We start from the raw sequence: 16,514 nt of genomic DNA, 5'->3' as shown, positions 1-16,514 counted from the left end.
CCTCCTCACCGAACTTTATAATGAACTGCCTCCATCAACTGCTATAATCTGGCCGGTTACGTAGTCGCTTGCTGCCCCTGCTAAAAAAAGCGCCACGCCTTGAAGCGATTTCGGTTCTCCCAGCTTTTTCATCGGATTTCTGCTGATGATTTTGTCAGCATGCTTTGCGATTGTCTGTTTTGTCATTTTTGTCTCAAAAAAGCCGGGGGCGATGGCATTCACGTACAGGCCATGGCCAGCCCACTTCCGGGCCAGATCTTTTGTGAAATGGTGGACCGCAGCTTTGCTCGTACTGTAGCCGATGGCATTCAACACTTCCGGAGATTCCGCCTTTAAGCCGGCAGTCGAACCGATGTTGATGATTTTTCCGTAGCCGTTGCCAATCATGTGCTTGCCAACGGCTTTTGACATGAGAAAGGTTCCAGTCACATTGACATTGATCACTTTCTGCCACGCTTCAAGCGGCATGTTCTCAGCAAATTCACCCCAAGTGGCTCCACTGTTATTGACCAAAATATCGATGGCGCCGAAATCCTGAAGCACTTCCGCAACGGTCTTCTCGACTTGCTGTTCGTTGCTGACATCGCATTCGTAAGCTTTAGCTTTGATGCCAAATCTGCGTTCCAAATCTTCTGCAGTTTCCTGGCAATTCGCAAGTTTTCGGGAACAGACGGCAATATTTGCCCCGTACTCGGCGTATACTTCCGCAATATTTTTCCCTAAACCGCTCCCGCCTCCCGTAATCAGCGCGGTCCGTCCGCTCAGATCAAAAAAAGAATTCGTCATCATCATTCTCCTTCCGCACATACCGGACGCCCGATATAAATACTGAACGTTCGGTATGTTAGTTGTAAAAAAAGACGCTTACAATCTTTCCTGGAAACTGAAACCAAAAATGTAAGCGCTTTAATTAATCATTTTTATTGAGTATACATGAATCCATTCTACAAGTTCAATATGTTTTTTAATTTTTCTGACTAATCAAGTTTTAGAATGTCCTCTTTCGAAAACTTTCCCGCACAACCTTAGCGTTTTTTGGGGGCAATCGCAACGGTGCAGCGCGATACACAAATTAACTTTTCTTCTTCGTCCATTATTTTTATATCCCATACCATTGTGGTGCGGCCTTTATGTAAAGGTGTGCCGACAGCCGTTACCGTTCCTTCCCGCTTTCCACGGATATGGTTGGCGTTGATCTCCAGCCCCACGGCAATTTCATTTTCCTGATCGATTAAATTCCATGTCCCGACGCTTGCGACTGATTCTGCTAATACGACTGAAGCTCCTCCATGAAGAAGGCCGAATGGCTGATGCGTTGCTTCGTGCACCGGCATTGTCGCAACGACGCGATCCGCCCCTACTTCTCCCATTTCGATTCCAAGCGCTCCCATAATGGTTTTTTCATAAGATTTGATTTTCATAAGCTTCCTCCTTTTCGTTAATAGTGAAAACATATCATACCGACGCAATGATGCCCACTCTTTTTCATATCCCTTTTTATGTTCATTGCAAAATTCTGCGGCTTGTTCTCCTCATCAATCCCGCTCGCCTGCTGAAGAACAACTGGCCAAAGACCAGAGCCGATTTATTCCGCTGTCGCTGTTTGCCTCTCTTCTCAAAACGGTATACTGAAAGAAAATGGATTTTGAAAGGAGCAAGACGAATGAATGCAGCAGAAGCGCAATTCAATGGCGTTGTTTTATTGTACGGTTACTTGCAGCGCCTTTTTGTTTACGGAAAAATTAAAAGTTTGGTAGGCACAAAACCGGAAGAGCTGAAACTTGAGCGCCTCTCTTCTCACTTGGATGCCGCCAGTGCCGTTTTTGGAAACTTCGACCGGCAGAACGGCTTAACGAAAATCCAAAAGCAGCAAATGCTTGAGGCTTTGCAGACAGCCGAGGAACTCATGCCCCTAACGCTCAATGCGCCAAAAGAGCCGCAGCTGGAGGATCAGCTAGCTGTTGCCGGTGCTGCACTGTATGCAGAAGAATATATTAACAATGGGCTGATGCACTTCGGCAAGCTCTTTAATCCGCAAGTAGAAGACCGGTTCCGCCAACATATTCCCTATTTTCAAAATCGGGTCAATAGCATCAATTACTTCGTGGAAAAAGTAGAAAACCAAAAAAGCCTGGCGTTTAACGAAACCAAGCAACTAACCAGCTGGTACAAAGATGTTTTAGGAAACGCCGCTCATATTTCGGATGATTTCCAGCAAATCCATCAATATCTTCATGCCTAAGAAGACAAAAAAGCTTCGGAACAGTGATGTTCCGAAGCTTTTTCTATTACCCCCTAGTACTTGGTTATAAACCATGACCTCATGTTTTGTAACACAATTGTAATATTAAAACTTATTGCCTATTTAAATTTTTGAATATACAATTAAATACACCTTAAGTATTCAATAAAATTTACTATTTTATATACAAATTATTCATTAAAAAGGAGAAAAAACATGAAAAAATTAGCTTACTCTGTACTTGCTGCAGGTTCTTTGGCTCTATTCGTTGGGGCTGCGAGTGCAGATGCAAGTTCGTACACGATTAAACCAGGGGATACGTTGTGGAAGGTCGCTTCTTCAAATAATGTCTCGATCGCCAACATCAAACAATGGAACAATTTAAAATCCGATTCTATTTACCCAAATCAAGTTTTAAAACTGACTGCCTCTCAGCCAGCTAAAACAACCGCTCCTGCCAAAACGACTGCACCCGCTTCGACTGGAGCCACCGTGCAAAACACATACATAGTAAAATCGGGAGATACGCTTTACAAAGTTGCTTCTTTACATAAAACAACCGTTAGCAATATCCAAAAGCTGAACAGCCTTTCTACAAACACGATTTTCGTTGGCCAAAAGCTGAAAGTAAGCGGCACTGTGGCAGCCCCTGCTGCACCAAAAGCACCTGCACCGGCTAAAACTACGGCGCCAGCGGTTTCCAGCAATACGTATAAAGTCGTCAGTGGAGATACATTGACGAATATCGCCCATCGCCATGGCATTTCCGTTACACAATTAATGAACTGGAATGGCCTGACTTCAAGTTCGATCCGGGTAGGACAAGTGCTGAATGTAAAAAATACAACAGTCGCCACACAACCTAAACCCACTCCCGTTTCACAGCCCGCCGTCCCAGCAGCTGGAGTGGCCGGGAAAGTGATTTCAACGGCAACTTCCCTAACTGGCATTCCATACGTATGGGGCGGTGCCACGCCAAGCGGATTTGATTGCAGCGGATTTATTTACTATGTATACAACAAAGCAGGCGTCAGCCTTCCACGCACCAACACAACTGGCTACGATGCGCGTTCATACGATGTAAGCAATCCAAAGCCGGGTGATTTGGTGTTCTTCAGCAATACGTACCGTGCAGGGATTTCTCATATGGGCATTTACCTCGGAGACAACAAGTTCATCCATGCCGGCGGCGATCGCGTCCAAATTACCAGCTTGAGCGATTCCTACTGGGGCAAACATTTCGACGGGTTCAAACGCCTATACGCGATGGATTGATCGCAGCAGTTCCTGTTTTTTCTCCTTAAACCAAAAACAACACCGGAATTTTTCCGGTGTTGTTTTCTTTTTTTATTCTTTTGTTGCCTTGAAGAAATTTGGCAGCTCGGACGCTTTCATCGGAAATTCGGCAGGGCGCTTTTCGATAAACGCTCCAATGCCTTCCTCCGCGTCGGCATTTTGCCCGGCCCAATGCAAGAAGCGGGATTCGATCACATGAGAAGCATGCGGATGTTCCTGCCCGAGCATTTTCCATAGCAATTGCCTGGTGAAACTATTCGAAGTGGCTGCGGTATTTTCCACAATGTCTTTGGCGATGTCGTAAGCCTTCGCCAACGGATCCTCCGATTCATATTGCACCAGGCCTGTTCTGACCGCTTCGCTTGTCGGGATGTAACGCCCGGTCAGCGTCCATTCAAGCGCTTTCCCGATCCCTACAAGGCGCGGCAAGAACCAGCCTGAGCTTGCTTCCGGACCGATGCCGCGCCGCCCGAAAACAAAGCCGATTTTTGCGTCTTTTTTGACGATCCGAATATCCATCGGGAGGGTCATCGTCAGGCCAATGCCCACCGCTGCGCCGTTGATAGCGGCAATGATCGGTTTGTTGACTTCGTAGACTTGCAGGCTCACTTGGCCGCCGAGGTCCCGGTATTCTTCTGCCGATTGTTCTGAAGAGAACGTCGCCCCTCCGTCCGACAAATCCATGCCGGCACAAAATGCACGGCCGCTCCCCGTCACCACAATGACCCGGATTTCGTCATTTTGATTCGCCTCTTTGTAGAAATGCAGCAATTCTTCGTTCATTTTGTCCGTATAGGCATTCATCTGCTCCGGCCGGTTTAATGTAAGCGTTAATATCCCATCTTTTAAATCGGCTTTAATCGTTTCATACAAGGCTCCCCACTCCCTCCTTATATTCGGAAATCAGCGTATCCACGATTTCTTTTGTAGTTTCTCTTTTCGTGATAGTGGTAACCCCATGCCCAGCGGACCAAATATCCCGCCATGCTTTGGCGTTGACCAAATGCGATAAATCGACTTCGTCTTTCGGCTTCAAGGTTTTCGGATCAATTCCCTGCTTTACGAGGCTTGGGACCAATACATTGACCGGCACCCCGCTGAACGAATCGGTGTACAGTACGTCTTCGATGGTGGAATCGATGACCATTTGCTTGTAGTCTTCCGGCGCGCTGCTTTCTTCCGCCGCTAAAAAGCGGGTCCCCATATAGGCGTAATCGGCGCCCATCAGTTTGGCCGCGGCAATGTCTGCCCCTGTCGAAAGGCCGCCCGACAAAATAATGGTGCCGCTGTAGAATTTTTTCACCGCGGCAATAAACGCGAACGGATTCAAGGTGCCGCCGTGCCCGCCTGCCCCTGCACAAACCAGCACCAAACCATCCACTCCGCTGGCAGCCGCTTTTTTCGCATGCCGCACATTGGCTACATCCGAATAGACAAGGCCGCCATATGCATGGACAATCTCAATAACTTCACCAGGCGAGCCTAACGAAGTAATGACAATGGGCGGCTCGTATTGGCGGATCAATTCCAGGTCATCGGCGTAGCGGCTGTTGGAGCCCGTATGGCAAATGAAATTGACGGCCCACGGCTTATCGCCGAGAGCACTTTTCACTTCTTGCAGCCAGGCTGCACATGTTTCAACTGGACGCGCATTTAATAGAGGGAATGAGCCGATTACACCGGCATTTCCCGCTTCGATGACCATTTTCGGCGTTGATACCAAGAACATGGGAGAGATAATTACCGGAAGCTTAAGCATACGTAACACCTCCCGAACGTTTGCCCTGGATCCCTTGCAGCTCGTTTCTTTTTGGCTGGATAGTATACATTTTCTAAAATTCCCCTTTCTATTTAAGCCCGTGAGTTTTCTGCAGCCCGCAGCGTATGCTTTAACACTTTTCCGGATGCATTGCGCGGCAATTCATCCAGATATTCCACTGCCAGCGGCACTTTGTATTTTGCGAGCTGGGTCGCACAATACGATTTGATTTCTTCTTCCGACACGGACTTCCCTTCTTTTAGGACAACGTAGGCTTTTGGCACTTCGCCGTATACTTCGTGCGGTACGCCGACAACTGCCGCTTCAAGCAATTGCGGAATTTGATACAGCACTTCTTCGACTTCCACCGGATAGACATTTTCGCCGCCGCGGATAATCATGTCTTTTTTGCGGTCAACAATATACAACAGGCCGTCTTCATCAAATTTCCCAAGATCTCCGCTGTACATCCAGCCGTTTTTAACCGCTTGGCGTGTTGCTTCTTCGTTCCGCAAATAGCCTTTCATCACCTGTGGCCCTTTGACGACGATCTCCCCTACTTGGCCGGTTGGCAGCGAATCGCCGAATTCATCCACCACCTGGATTTCTGTCTGCGGCAGCACTTCGCCGACCGAACCGATTTTATCCAGGGCAAAATGGTCTTTTAAGGAAGAGGCAGCCGGCGCATTTTCCGTCTGGCCGTAGCAGTTCTGGACACCGACAGCGGGAAACGTCTCTTTCAGTTTTTTCACCAGTTCATAAGGCATCGGCGCTGCCCCGTAACAGAACAGGCGCAATGACGGCAATTGGACGTTCTGGATATCCGGCAGATTTAGAATGATGCTGTACATCGCCGGCACACCGAAAAACATGGTTGGCTGGGCAGACTTCAGCATACTCAGCGTCTTATCAGGAGAAAACGCTTCTTCTATCACCAAGGAGCCGCCTTTATGGGTGACAGGCACAACAAAAACGTGAGCCGCGGCACAATGGAAAAGAGGCGTTGAGATCAGCATCCGGTCCTGTTCGGTAATCGCCATGGCTTCGGACCAGATTTCCGCGCATGCTTGTATATTGCCATGCGTCAGCATCACGCCTTTCGGTTTTCCGGTCGTTCCGGAGGTATACATCACCACTGCGGTATCTTCCGCATCCAAGGATACCGGCTTAAATTCGAGTGAAGCATCTTCCATAATGCTCCCTAACGTGTCTTCTCCGCCGATGGTTAACGTATCCTGGAACTTATGCGCCGTGTTTTTGATCACTTCTTCAATACGCACGTCATAGATCAGCGCTTTCGCTTCCGAGTTCGAGAAAATATACTGAACTTCAGGCGCTGCCAGTTTCGTATTGACCGGCATGGCAATAAAGCCGCCTAGCTGGATGCCGAAATAACAAACAAGAAACGTATCGGAATTCAAGGCATACAACGCGATAATGTCGTCTTTTTGATACCCCTTCTGCTGAAAATAAGCCGCCACCCGTTGTGCCTTTTTGTAAAACTCGCTGTAGCTCCATTCTCTCCCTTGATAAGAGGTATATACTTTCGCAGGCTGTGTATCTGCATATTTTGCAATAGATTGTGTAACGAGCATTTTTCCCATCCCCTTTTGTTTGATTGGCATAAGTATGCCAGACCTTTTATGAAAAGGCTTACATTTAAGCGGTAGTTCAAGCTTTTGCGATAGCTTCCTCACCTCAATAGTTTTAGTTTTCTGAAAACTTTTGCTTGAATTTCATCTTAGCTATTTTTATTTTGAAATGCAATGTCTTTCTATATATGCATTTAATTTTCAAACAAGAGTTTAAAGTTGAGTTTTTTTCCTTTTTCCGGCAAAGTTATAGATAGAAGAAAGAATTTTTCATCCAATTGAGAAAAGCCTTATCTCATGAATACTCATTATCCCCTGCATTTTCAAGCATTTTTCTTGATTAGAATAATTATCATTAAGTATTGATTTTAATTTGAAAACTGTTATCATTAGGAATGTAGTGCTTTAACTAATAATGAGAATGAGGTGTTCGATTCATGAGTACAGATAAAAGAACTTTAACGACTAGCTGGGGTGCACCGGTTGGCGACAACCAGAACTCACAGACAGCTGGCCAGCGCGGACCAGTATTGCTTCAAGATGTACATCTTCTTGAAAAATTAGCTCACTTTAACCGGGAACGTGTTCCTGAACGTGTTGTCCACGCTAAAGGCGCTGGCGCTCACGGATACTTTGAAGTTACACAAGACCTTACAAAATACACTAAAGCCGCTTTCTTATCAGAAGTCGGCAAAAAGACGGATATGTTTGCCCGTTTCTCTACAGTAGCCGGCGAACTTGGTTCTGCTGACACTGTTCGCGACCCACGCGGCTTTGCTTTGAAATTCTACACAGAAGAAGGAAACTACGATCTAGTTGGAAACAACACGCCGATTTTCTTTATCCGCGATGCGATCAAATTCCCTGACTTTATCCATACACAAAAGCGTGATCCGCGTACTCACTTGAAAAACCCTAACGCAGTGTGGGACTTCTGGTCGTTATCTCCAGAATCGTTGCACCAAGTAACCTATTTGATGGGCGACCGCGGAATTCCTGCGACTCTTCGCCACATGCACGGTTTCGGAAGCCATACATTCAAATGGACAAATGCTGAAGGCGTATCCCATTGGGTGAAGTACCACTTCCTGACTGAACAAGGCATCCAAAACATCACACAGGAAGTCGCTGACAAAATTGCCGGCGAAAACCCTGACTTCCATACAGAAGACTTGTTCAATGCCATTGAAGAAGGCGACTTCCCAGCTTGGAAAATGTACGTTCAAATCATGCCGTTGGAAGATGCGAACACATACCGCTTCGACCCTTTCGATGTAACAAAAACATGGTCTCATAAAGACTATCCGTTGATTGAAGTTGGACGCATGGTGCTTAACCGCAACCCGCAAAACTACTTTGCAGAAGTTGAGCAAGCAACGTTCTCCCCTGGCACATTGGTTCCGGGCATCGACGTATCGCCGGACAAAATGCTTCAAGGCCGTTTGTTCGCATACCACGATGCACACCGTTACCGCGTAGGCGCTAACCACCAAATGCTGCCGATCAATGCGGCGAAAAACGAAGTAAACAACTACCAGCGCGACGGCCAGATGAACTTTGGCGCAAACGGCGGCGGTTCTGTCTACTACGAACCAAACAGCTACGGCGGACCAGTTGAAGAAGCTGCTTCGAAACCAGCTCCACTTGCAGTGGAAGGGTTCACGGATTCTGTGCCTTATCGCGAAGAAGACTTCTACACACAACCGGGCGACCTTTACCGCTTGCAGACTCCGGAAGAGCAAGAACGCCTTGTTGCAACTTTCGTCGGCGGCTTAAGCGCGGTTACAAAAGAAGACATCAAACTTCGCCAGATCAGCCACTTGTACAAAGCGGATCCGGGATTCGGGACTCGTGTTGCTGAAGGTCTTGGCCTTCCTGTACCAGGCCTTACTGAAATCAAATAAGAATGCTGATGACAGCTGTCCCTTTTGGGATGGCTGTTTTTTGTTGATTTGGGAAGTTGGGCGTATCGGCAGTGAAGTTGGGCATAAAGTGGTGCGAGTTGGGCTTATCCGAATGAAAGTTGGGCGTATTTCCCTTTGACTTGGGCGTAAGTGGTCGGCTTGCTCGTATATGCTCTGAAGCCGCTCGTATTTCATCCGGACTTGCTCATATCCACCCCAAAGTTGCTCATAAAACAAAAACAGGAGAGCAGCCCCTTGGCCGCTCTCCCGTTTTCATTCACCTTTTATGCTTGCTGCAATCTCCATAGCCAAATCTTTGCCGTTTTGGATGCAGGCGCCGATGCCGACGCCGTAAAACGAAGCACCGGCCAGCTTGACATTCGGCACAAGTTCAGCCATTTTTTCTTCCAGCGCAGAAACAGCCGCCTTGTGCTGCATCGTGTAGTTTGGCATCAAGTTTTTCCATCCGGTCACTTCAATCGATACAGGCTTGGCGTCAATTCCCAGGCTTTTTTGGATATCGGTCAAAGCAGCTTCTGCCAGTTCGCTTTCCGATAAATCCTTCAATCGGCTATACGACGGATTCGAGCTTTTATAGAACAATCGAACGAGCAAGTTTCCGTTGCGGGAAGTGTGGCTCCACTTGCGGCTCGTCCACGTGCAGGCATTGCACAGCAAATCCGTATCTTGAGACACAATAAACCCGGTGCCGTCTGCAGGCAGCTGCGCATCCGGCAAATCAAACCCAAAATAGACACTGATCAATGAAGAATTCAAGAGCTGGCCAAATTCCGGTTCCAGCGCTTTTTCCTTCAACAGGTTCTCTGCTGCTTCATGAGGCGTTGCCAGAATGACGTAATCGGCCAGCACCGATCTTCCATCAGCCATCTTCACTTCATAGCCGTCCTCTGTTTTCATGACCGCTTCGGTAGCCACCCCTTTTATGATCGTTGCTTCATCCAGTTTTTCTTCCAGCCGGTCAATCAACATCGCCATGCCCCCGTCGAACGAAATGAATTTCTTGTTCGCAGTCCCTTGGAAATGCTGCTTGTTCGCTTCCAGCCCTTTGATGATGCTGCCGTATTTGTTTTTGTAATCGACCAAATAAGGCAGCGTGGAAGCCAGCGTCAATTCATGGAGATTCCCCGAATAAACGCCTGACAGTACCGGTGCAATCTGGTTGTCTACGAGTTCTTTTCCAAGAAATGCTTCAAGGAACTCCCCAATCGAACTGTCGCGCGTGAAGGTCTCATTGTTCGTTTCAAAGTCCCGCAGGGCTGCGCGCTTTCCTTCATCCGATACCAAAGTCGAACTGAAAAGGGCGTTTTCGTCCATCGGAATTCCAAATACCGTATCGGCGGGAATGGCATGCAATTGGTTATTCGCGTATAAATAGGAAATGCCCGTGCCGTTATAGACGACCCGGTCCTTCAAGTCCAGCTCTTCAATCAACGGCATGACGCTGGCATGGCGGGCAACAATCGAATCCGCGCCGGTTTCCATGATGAATTCGGCATCCTTTACGGTACGGATTTTTCCGCCCAGTTCTGCATCTTGCTCAATTAAAACCAGTTCCAAATCAAGATTCTGCTGTTTTTTTAGTTGCTGTAAATAATGCATTGCGGAAAGCCCTGTAATGCCTCCGCCTACCACTGCTACTGTTGCCATTCCTTATCCACTCCTTACTGTTGTCTTCATTTTACCAACAAACCGGACTGAAAGCAGGCGATATTATGTCAGTTTTGATACGCTTGCCCAGGTTTCCCCTTCTTTTATTTCCCGGGCAATAAAAGAGCACTTGATTGCGTTTTCACGCCCGTTCTGGTTTGATTGAATGAGAAGCTTTATCATTTGTATAAAGGAGAGAGACAGATGCTGACCCCAATAGATCAAAATATTTTAGAGCGCCGGACCATCAAAAAGTTCAAAAAAGACCCGGTGGATATTGAAGAAATCATAGAATTGCTGAATGTGGCAAAATGGGCGCCCAACCATAAAGTAAACCAGCCTTGGCGCTTTCAATTGTATGCAGGAGACGGCAAAGAGAAATTTGTGCAGGCCTTTATCGATGCCATGCCAAAAGAAGACGGAGCCGTTCCACAAAAAGTCTTGAACAAAGCACAGTACTTCCGCGACATTCCCTTGCATTTGGTGGTGATCATGCCGGAAGACCCGCGCCAAAGACGCTGGGACGAAGACTACGGCGCGATTTCATCGCTGCTGCAGAACTTCCAGCTCGCTGCCTGGGCACGCGGCATCGGGATGATCTGGCGCTCGAATGACTGGATTTACGATCCGGTATTCCGGGAAGCCATCGGCGTTAAGCCTGGCGAAAAGATTGTAGCGACCATGATGATCGGCTACCCGATGCATGTTCCGGAAAAACGAGAACGTACGGACATCCGCGAAAAATTAATCATTATCAGCGAATAAAAAAGATGGCGCCGGAAGCGCCATCTTTTTTTATTTTAAACTGATCATAGCGCCGACTGCTCCGGAAAACTCGCCGTTTTCCAAAAACAAAGGTGTCGCACCGCGCAATACCGTGTAACTTTCCACTACTTCTTTTAGCAAAGGATTGTGGATAAAGGAAGATCCGATGTAAATAATAGTTGAACTGGCACACTGGCGAGCGGCTAAGACACTCACTGTGCTGACCGTTTCGCCGACCAGGCCGACCACTGTTGCCAACAGTTCTTCTTTTGATAGTTTCCCAGCAACAGAAAATAAATCATTGCCGAAATTGCTGGCGGTCAATTCGCCGGAAATCGGCGGTTCTTTGCCTTCGTAAATATGTTTCACTTTCAAATCGATGCGGTCTCTAGAACCTTTGCTGGCCAATGCAACAATTTCTTCATAATCCGTGACGCCCGCCAGCAGATGGCTCAACCCCACCAAAGTTCCTCCGCCGACTCCTGTGCCGCCGAGGCGTTCCTGCATATTGTTCTGGATGCAGTGGATGGACGTGCCTGTTCCGACATTGGTCACGACGTACACATCTTCCGAACGCCCCATCCGGTCCAACAGGTATTGAACGCCGAGATGCGTAGCATCAAATTCCACCATTTCCTTTGAATTTATATTTATTAGCGAACGGAGTACACCCGATTTACCGCCGGTGATACAAATCGTGGGATTCTCCAACTCGTTTATCCAAGCGGCAACCCGCTCTATTTCGGCAATTGGGTATTTTATGAAATGGAGTGAACCGTTTTCGGTGTACGCCACTTTAATTAATGTCCCGCCTGCATCGATACCGACAATCATTTTTGCACCTGCTCTTTCTGAACACCCGTAGTGAATTATTGCATACGAAGAAATTCTACCATAATACTTTATGGATTGGGACAGTTTTCCATTGGGTTACTAGAAGCAAGTCTGGCAACCGTGAAAGAAATAAGCCATTTCGTATTTTGGAAAGCAGACGGGAGAATCATTTTAACTGAATAAAAAAGATGTCCATTATGTGGGCATCTTTTTTATTTCGGCCTCCTTCAATCTACACACCAACTCTCAGCATAACAACTGCAATGACGAAGCTTGCCTTCAGTGGCCCGGGAGTCGGGAAATTGTGGTTGACGAACTAAAAAGGGTTTCTTATACCCCTGTTTTCAATAAATTAAACAAAATTCATGGTAATCCACAAAGTTTTCTTCTTCTTTTTGTGAAATCTACTATATAGTTTAACCGGACAAAGTAATAATATTTTAATAATTCTAACTAAAGGGAGTGAATACATGAGCAAGATTGTAGAAGCTAATGCTGCCAATGCCAAAGTGGAAAAACCAAGCTTGTTTCAAAAATTACTAAACAAAGTTGAGATTTACGGAAATAAACTTCCGGATCCTGTAACGCTGTTTGCTGCCTTCACTCTCATCATCTTAGTGGCTTCTGCTATTTTTGCATCTCTTGGCGTTAAGTCGGTTCACCCTGGAACCGGCGAAGAAATCCAGGTCGTCAATTTGCTCAACGGCGCCGGCATCCGGTCCATTGTTGAAACCTTGGTTCCGAATTTCACAGGCTTTCCCCCTCTCGGACTCGTGCTCGTCGTTATGCTTGGCGTCGGCCTTGCCGAATCAACCGGCCTTGTGACGACGTTTATGAAAACGACGATTTTAAATGCTCCGGCAAAAATTATTTTGCCGACTATTTTATTGATTGCAGTCCTTGGAAATACAGCTGCTGATGCAGCGCAAGTTGTGTTGCCTCCAATCGCCGCTATGATTTTTGCTGCACTCGGGCGCAACCCCATTGCCGGCCTGATTGCCGGTTATGCCACAGTTACCGGCGCCTTCAGCGCCAACTTGCTTGTCAGCATGCTGGATCCGTTATTGTCCGGATTTACGCAAGCCGGCGCCAACCTGATTGATCCGAACTATGTCGCCAATCCGGCAATCAACTGGTATTTCATGATCGCTTCCACATTCGTGATTATTCCGGTAGCGATGTTTGTAACGACAAAAATTACAGAACCCCGCTTAGGCGCCTATACAGGCACGGTTGAAAAACTGGAAAAAGCGACGCCGGAAGAAAAGCGCGGCCTCCTGTGGGCAGCCATTGCTCTGGCATTTTACACGATTGTCATCTTGTTGTTGGTTCTTCCGGAAAATGCGATCTTGCGCAACCAGGAAACTGGCGGCGTCATTGTTTCTCCGTTTATGACTGGCATTGTGCCAATTATGCTGTTTGCTTTCTTGTTGCCGGCCCTTGCCTACGGATTTGGTGCAAAAGTCTTGAAAAGCGATAAAGATGTTGCCGAGCATTTAACAAAAGCGATGTCCGGAATGGGCGGCTATATCGTTTTGGCGTTCGTTGCGGCTCAAATGATTGCGTTCTTCGGCATGAGCAACCTTGGTCCGATCATTGCCATCGAAGGAGCCGGATTCTTGAAAGGCATCGGATTTGAAGGGCTTCCGCTTATCCTTGGTTTTATCGTAATCGCCGCTTTGATCAACTTGCTGATTGCCAGCGCTTCTGCCAAATGGGCGCTCCTGGCACCGGTATTCGTGCCGATGTTCATGCTGCTTGGCTACGACCCGGCGGTTACCCAAGTGGCTTACCGTATTGCGGATTCCATCACTAACCCGATTACACCGATGCTTGCTTACTTTGCCATTCTATTGACGTTCGCGAAAAAGTACGACAAGAATATCGGAATGGGGACCTTGCTTGCTTCCCTTCTGCCATATTCCATCGCGTTTGCGATTTTCTGGATCATCTTGTTCATTATCTGGTTCTTGCTCGGTCTCCCGCTCGGACCTGGCGGCGGGATCCATTTGCCACAATAAGGAGGAATTTCTATGACTTTAAAATGGGAAAACATCACATTATACACCGGCACTGGAGAAAAACTTACGCAATCCGCCATTGTGGTGGAAGACGGAAAAATCGTTGCAACGGGGCAAGAAGCTGTCCAAATGGCAGCTTCTGAAACCATCGATGGGCAAGGCAAAGTGATTTTGCCCGGACTATTCGACATGCACATTCACCTCGGGATGGACGGCGATGCCGATCCATTCGCCGAAATGGCGAAAGAAACGCAAGCCTCTTCCGCTTTTCGCCATCAGGCAAATGCCCTGAAGCAGCTGCAGTCAGGCGTCACTAGCGTAAGAAATCTCGGATCGAAATGGCATGTCGACCTTGCTTACCGAAATGCTGTCAACACTGGCCTTCTTACCGGGCCTACTGTTTACGGTTCTGGCCAGCCGATTGTCATGACCGGCGGCCACGGCTACCCGATGGCTTCAGAAGCAGACGGTGAAGACGAAGTCCGAAAAGCTGCACGCCAAACCTTAAAACAAGGGGCAGATGTCTTGAAGCTGATGGCAACAGGCGGCGTCATGACGCCAGGCGTTGATCCCGGTTCTCCGCAGCTGTCGGAAAAAGAAATGCGTGCAGCGGTCGAAGAAGCCTTGCATGCAGGAAAAACGACCGCTTCCCACGCACAAGGGACGCAAGGCATCCAGAATGCGGTGCGTGCCGGCATCACGACGATTGAGCATGGCATTTTTCTGGATGACGAAACGATCGAGCTGATGATCGAATACGGCACTGTCCTGGTGCCGACGCTTGCCGCACCATATTATATTGTGCAAAATGCTGATTCCGGCGCCATCCCGCCGCATGCAGTAAAAAAAGCCATTTTCTGTCTGGATGCCCATCAGGAAAGTTTCCGCAAAGCGGTCAAAGCCGGGGTAAAAATTGCGGCTGGTACAGATGCCGGGACTCCGTTCAATCTGCACGGCGACTTTGCCAAAGAATTGGAATTGATGCATGAATGCGGTATGCCGATCCGGGACATCATCACATCCGCGACTTATCAGGCGGCCAGCGCCTTGAACGTCCAGGACCAAAGCGGTTCCTTAGAAAAAGGAAAAGTTGCTGACTTTATCGTTCTTTCAGAAGATCCGGAAGACAATATTTCAGCATTCCGCAGCGTTGATGCTGTTTATAAAGGAGGAACTCTCGTCCATGACCATTCAAACAGAGAATCTGCCTATACAAAATAAAGGCTTGGAAGAAGTTTGTGCAGATTTGGACACGCTGTTTCCAAGCATGGTGGCGATACGCCGCCATTTGCACCAGCATCCTGAACTGTCCCATCAGGAAGTGGCAACACCGAAATACATTGCGGATTATTACCGGGAGCTCGGCCTTGAAGTGCGCGAAGGCGTTGGCGGACGAGGTGTTGTGGCGAAGTTCGAAGCGCAAGATCCGCTTAAAACTATTGCATTCCGCGCTGATTTTGATGCGTTGCCGATTCAAGACCAAAAAGAAGTTCCGTATAAATCCACCGTTGCAAATGTGATGCACGCCTGCGGACACGATGGACATACGGCAGCACTGATGGTTTTTGCCAAAAGTTTGGTGAACCATGCTGAACATATTCGCCATAATGTGGTTTTCATTCATCAGTTTGGCGAAGAAGAATATCCGGGAGGCGCCCAGGCGATGATCGAGGACGGCTGCCTCGACGGAGTGGATGCCGTTTATGGCTGCCACCTTCAAAGCACCATGCCTGCAGGCGTCATTTTCTATAAAGAAGGATTTATCCAGGCTGCGGTCGATACGTTCACCATTACAATTAACGGCAAAGGCGGACACGGGGCGATCCCTCACGAAACGGTCGACCCAATCGTTACCGCTTCCCATATCGTTACCGCTCTTCAGAGCATTGTCAGCCGCAACACAGATCCTTTAAAGCAATTGGTGATTTCAGTCGGTTCCATCAATAGCGGCAAAGCGAACAACGTCATACCGACAGAAGCGGTGATGACCGGAACCATCCGTTCTTATGAACCGGAAGTGCGCGCGCTGGCTGCGGAGCGCTTAACCGGCATTGCTACACAAGTCGCGCAGGCACTGGGTGCACAAGCTGATGTGGTGATTGATAAAGGCTATGATGCCCTCTGGAACCATCCGGAGGAAACGCTGCTTGCCAAACGGGCCATCGAACGGGTGCTGGGGGCGGAAGCGGTCGCTGAAACCCCTTCCGTAATGCCAGGAGAAGATTTTTCCTACTACACACAGCATGTCCCAGGAAGCTTTATTTTTGCGGGTGCCCAGCGCGAAAACGAACAGGAAGTGTATCCTCACCACCACGCCATGTTCGATTTTGACGAAAAAGCGATGCTGAACACCGCGAAGGCTTTCGCCGCTATTTTGTTCGAATACGACAAAACCAAATAAATGGAAATAAAAGCGATTCTTTTGGGAATCGC

Annotated in this window: 14 protein-coding genes; 7 read left to right on the top strand and 7 right to left on the bottom strand. The window is 47.9% G+C overall.

All coding sequences use genetic code 11. The features are described 5' to 3' along the window. Window positions 1-15 precede the first annotated feature (15 nt). Together BLQ32_RS03605 and BLQ32_RS03600 are read right to left on the bottom strand one after the other, a co-directional pair. A complete protein-coding gene (locus tag BLQ32_RS03605) occupies window positions 16-789 on the bottom strand; it encodes an SDR family oxidoreductase (protein WP_074509159.1) in 774 nt (257 codons plus the stop codon). 236 nt (window positions 790-1,025) lie between these two features. After that, window positions 1,026-1,421, bottom strand: coding sequence for a hotdog fold thioesterase (locus tag BLQ32_RS03600; protein WP_074509158.1), 396 nt, complete (start codon window positions 1,419-1,421; stop codon window positions 1,026-1,028). 242 nt (window positions 1,422-1,663) lie between these two features. Here BLQ32_RS03600 and BLQ32_RS03595 point away from each other — a divergent pair, with 242 nt between their 5' ends. Together BLQ32_RS03595 and BLQ32_RS03590 are read left to right on the top strand one after the other, a co-directional pair. Continuing rightward, the gene (locus BLQ32_RS03595; RefSeq protein WP_074509157.1) at window positions 1,664-2,242 is read left to right on the top strand and encodes a hypothetical protein; all 579 of its coding nucleotides are present in this window, start codon (window positions 1,664-1,666) and stop codon (window positions 2,240-2,242) included. A 216-nt stretch (window positions 2,243-2,458) separates the two neighbouring features. Further along, window positions 2,459-3,517, top strand: a complete 1,059-nt coding sequence (locus tag BLQ32_RS03590; RefSeq protein ID WP_074509156.1) for a C40 family peptidase — start codon at window positions 2,459-2,461, stop codon at window positions 3,515-3,517. Window positions 3,518-3,589: 72 nt separating this feature from the next. Here the strand turns inward: BLQ32_RS03590 and BLQ32_RS03585 are convergent, their stop codons facing one another. From BLQ32_RS03585 to BLQ32_RS03575, 3 genes are all read right to left on the bottom strand, one after another. Further along, window positions 3,590-4,411 (bottom strand): enoyl-CoA hydratase-related protein, encoded by an 822-nt coding sequence (locus BLQ32_RS03585; protein WP_074509155.1) that lies wholly within the window; start codon window positions 4,409-4,411, stop codon window positions 3,590-3,592. Further along, the gene (locus BLQ32_RS03580) at window positions 4,404-5,297 is read right to left on the bottom strand and encodes an NAD(P)H-dependent flavin oxidoreductase (protein ID WP_074509154.1); all 894 of its coding nucleotides are present in this window, start codon (window positions 5,295-5,297) and stop codon (window positions 4,404-4,406) included. The genes BLQ32_RS03585 and BLQ32_RS03580 overlap by 8 nt, the downstream gene beginning before the upstream one ends. A 92-nt stretch (window positions 5,298-5,389) precedes the next feature. Then, entirely contained in the window at window positions 5,390-6,892 is a 1,503-nt protein-coding gene (locus BLQ32_RS03575) for a class I adenylate-forming enzyme family protein (RefSeq protein ID WP_074509153.1), read from the bottom strand. 434 nt (window positions 6,893-7,326) lie between these two features. Between BLQ32_RS03575 and katA the strand changes: the two genes are divergently transcribed. Then, window positions 7,327-8,793: a catalase KatA gene (katA, locus tag BLQ32_RS03570; protein ID WP_074509152.1), complete on the top strand. Its 1,467-nt coding sequence runs from the start codon at window positions 7,327-7,329 to the stop codon at window positions 8,791-8,793. Between the two features lie 273 nt (window positions 8,794-9,066). On the opposite strand, the gene BLQ32_RS03565 is transcribed toward katA, so the two are convergent. Further along, on the bottom strand, window positions 9,067-10,461 hold the full coding sequence (locus tag BLQ32_RS03565) for a protoporphyrinogen oxidase (protein ID WP_074509151.1): 1,395 nt from the start codon (window positions 10,459-10,461) through the stop codon (window positions 9,067-9,069). Between the two features lie 204 nt (window positions 10,462-10,665). Here BLQ32_RS03565 and BLQ32_RS03560 point away from each other — a divergent pair, with 204 nt between their 5' ends. After that, window positions 10,666-11,226 carry a nitroreductase family protein gene (locus BLQ32_RS03560; protein ID WP_074509150.1) on the top strand — a complete coding sequence of 187 codons (561 nt, stop codon included), beginning with the start codon at window positions 10,666-10,668 and terminating at the stop codon, window positions 11,224-11,226. Window positions 11,227-11,256: 30 nt separating this feature from the next. Here the strand turns inward: BLQ32_RS03560 and coaW are convergent, their stop codons facing one another. Next, window positions 11,257-12,060 carry a type II pantothenate kinase gene (coaW, locus tag BLQ32_RS03555; protein ID WP_074509149.1) on the bottom strand — a complete coding sequence of 268 codons (804 nt, stop codon included), beginning with the start codon at window positions 12,058-12,060 and terminating at the stop codon, window positions 11,257-11,259. A gap of 470 nt (window positions 12,061-12,530) precedes the next feature. Here coaW and BLQ32_RS03550 point away from each other — a divergent pair, with 470 nt between their 5' ends. The 3 genes from BLQ32_RS03550 to BLQ32_RS03540 are packed head-to-tail and all read left to right on the top strand — an operon-like array spanning window position 12,531 to window position 16,482. Further along, window positions 12,531-14,081 carry an AbgT family transporter gene (locus BLQ32_RS03550; RefSeq protein ID WP_074509148.1) on the top strand — a complete coding sequence of 517 codons (1,551 nt, stop codon included), beginning with the start codon at window positions 12,531-12,533 and terminating at the stop codon, window positions 14,079-14,081. Between the two features lie 12 nt (window positions 14,082-14,093). Further along, window positions 14,094-15,302, top strand: coding sequence for a metal-dependent hydrolase family protein (locus tag BLQ32_RS03545; protein ID WP_074509147.1), 1,209 nt, complete (start codon window positions 14,094-14,096; stop codon window positions 15,300-15,302). After that, the gene (locus BLQ32_RS03540) at window positions 15,265-16,482 is read left to right on the top strand and encodes a M20 metallopeptidase family protein (protein ID WP_083335263.1); all 1,218 of its coding nucleotides are present in this window, start codon (window positions 15,265-15,267) and stop codon (window positions 16,480-16,482) included. Before BLQ32_RS03545 ends, BLQ32_RS03540 begins: the two co-directional genes overlap by 38 nt. The last annotated feature ends 32 nt before the right edge of the window (window positions 16,483-16,514 follow it).

It is taken from the genome of Planococcus glaciei, from assembly GCF_900099655.1.
Taxonomy (GTDB): Bacteria; Bacillota; Bacilli; order Bacillales_A; family Planococcaceae; genus Planococcus; species Planococcus glaciei.
Note: the sequence above shows the minus strand (reverse complement) of the source record. Positions and strands in the feature narration are given on the sequence as shown.

Bases quoted from the DNA above. Each gene is read 5' to 3' on its own strand.
- BLQ32_RS03595 (WP_074509157.1), top strand. From the start codon at position 1,664: ATGAATGCAGCAGAAGCGCAATTCAATGGCGTTGTTTTATTGTACGGT.
- BLQ32_RS03540 (WP_083335263.1), top strand. From the start codon at position 15,265: ATGACCATTCAAACAGAGAATCTGCCTATACAAAATAAAGGCTTGGAA.
- BLQ32_RS03560 (WP_074509150.1), top strand. From the start codon at position 10,666: ATGCTGACCCCAATAGATCAAAATATTTTAGAGCGCCGGACCATCAAA.
- BLQ32_RS03565 (WP_074509151.1), bottom strand. From the start codon at position 10,461: ATGGCAACAGTAGCAGTGGTAGGCGGAGGCATTACAGGGCTTTCCGCA.
- BLQ32_RS03590 (WP_074509156.1), top strand. From the start codon at position 2,459: ATGAAAAAATTAGCTTACTCTGTACTTGCTGCAGGTTCTTTGGCTCTA.
- katA (WP_074509152.1), top strand. From the start codon at position 7,327: ATGAGTACAGATAAAAGAACTTTAACGACTAGCTGGGGTGCACCGGTT.
- BLQ32_RS03545 (WP_074509147.1), top strand. From the start codon at position 14,094: ATGACTTTAAAATGGGAAAACATCACATTATACACCGGCACTGGAGAA.
- BLQ32_RS03580 (WP_074509154.1), bottom strand. From the start codon at position 5,297: ATGCTTAAGCTTCCGGTAATTATCTCTCCCATGTTCTTGGTATCAACG.
- coaW (WP_074509149.1), bottom strand. From the start codon at position 12,060: ATGATTGTCGGTATCGATGCAGGCGGGACATTAATTAAAGTGGCGTAC.
- BLQ32_RS03605 (WP_074509159.1), bottom strand. From the start codon at position 789: ATGATGACGAATTCTTTTTTTGATCTGAGCGGACGGACCGCGCTGATT.
- BLQ32_RS03600 (WP_074509158.1), bottom strand. From the start codon at position 1,421: ATGAAAATCAAATCTTATGAAAAAACCATTATGGGAGCGCTTGGAATC.
- BLQ32_RS03550 (WP_074509148.1), top strand. From the start codon at position 12,531: ATGAGCAAGATTGTAGAAGCTAATGCTGCCAATGCCAAAGTGGAAAAA.
- BLQ32_RS03575 (WP_074509153.1), bottom strand. From the start codon at position 6,892: ATGCTCGTTACACAATCTATTGCAAAATATGCAGATACACAGCCTGCG.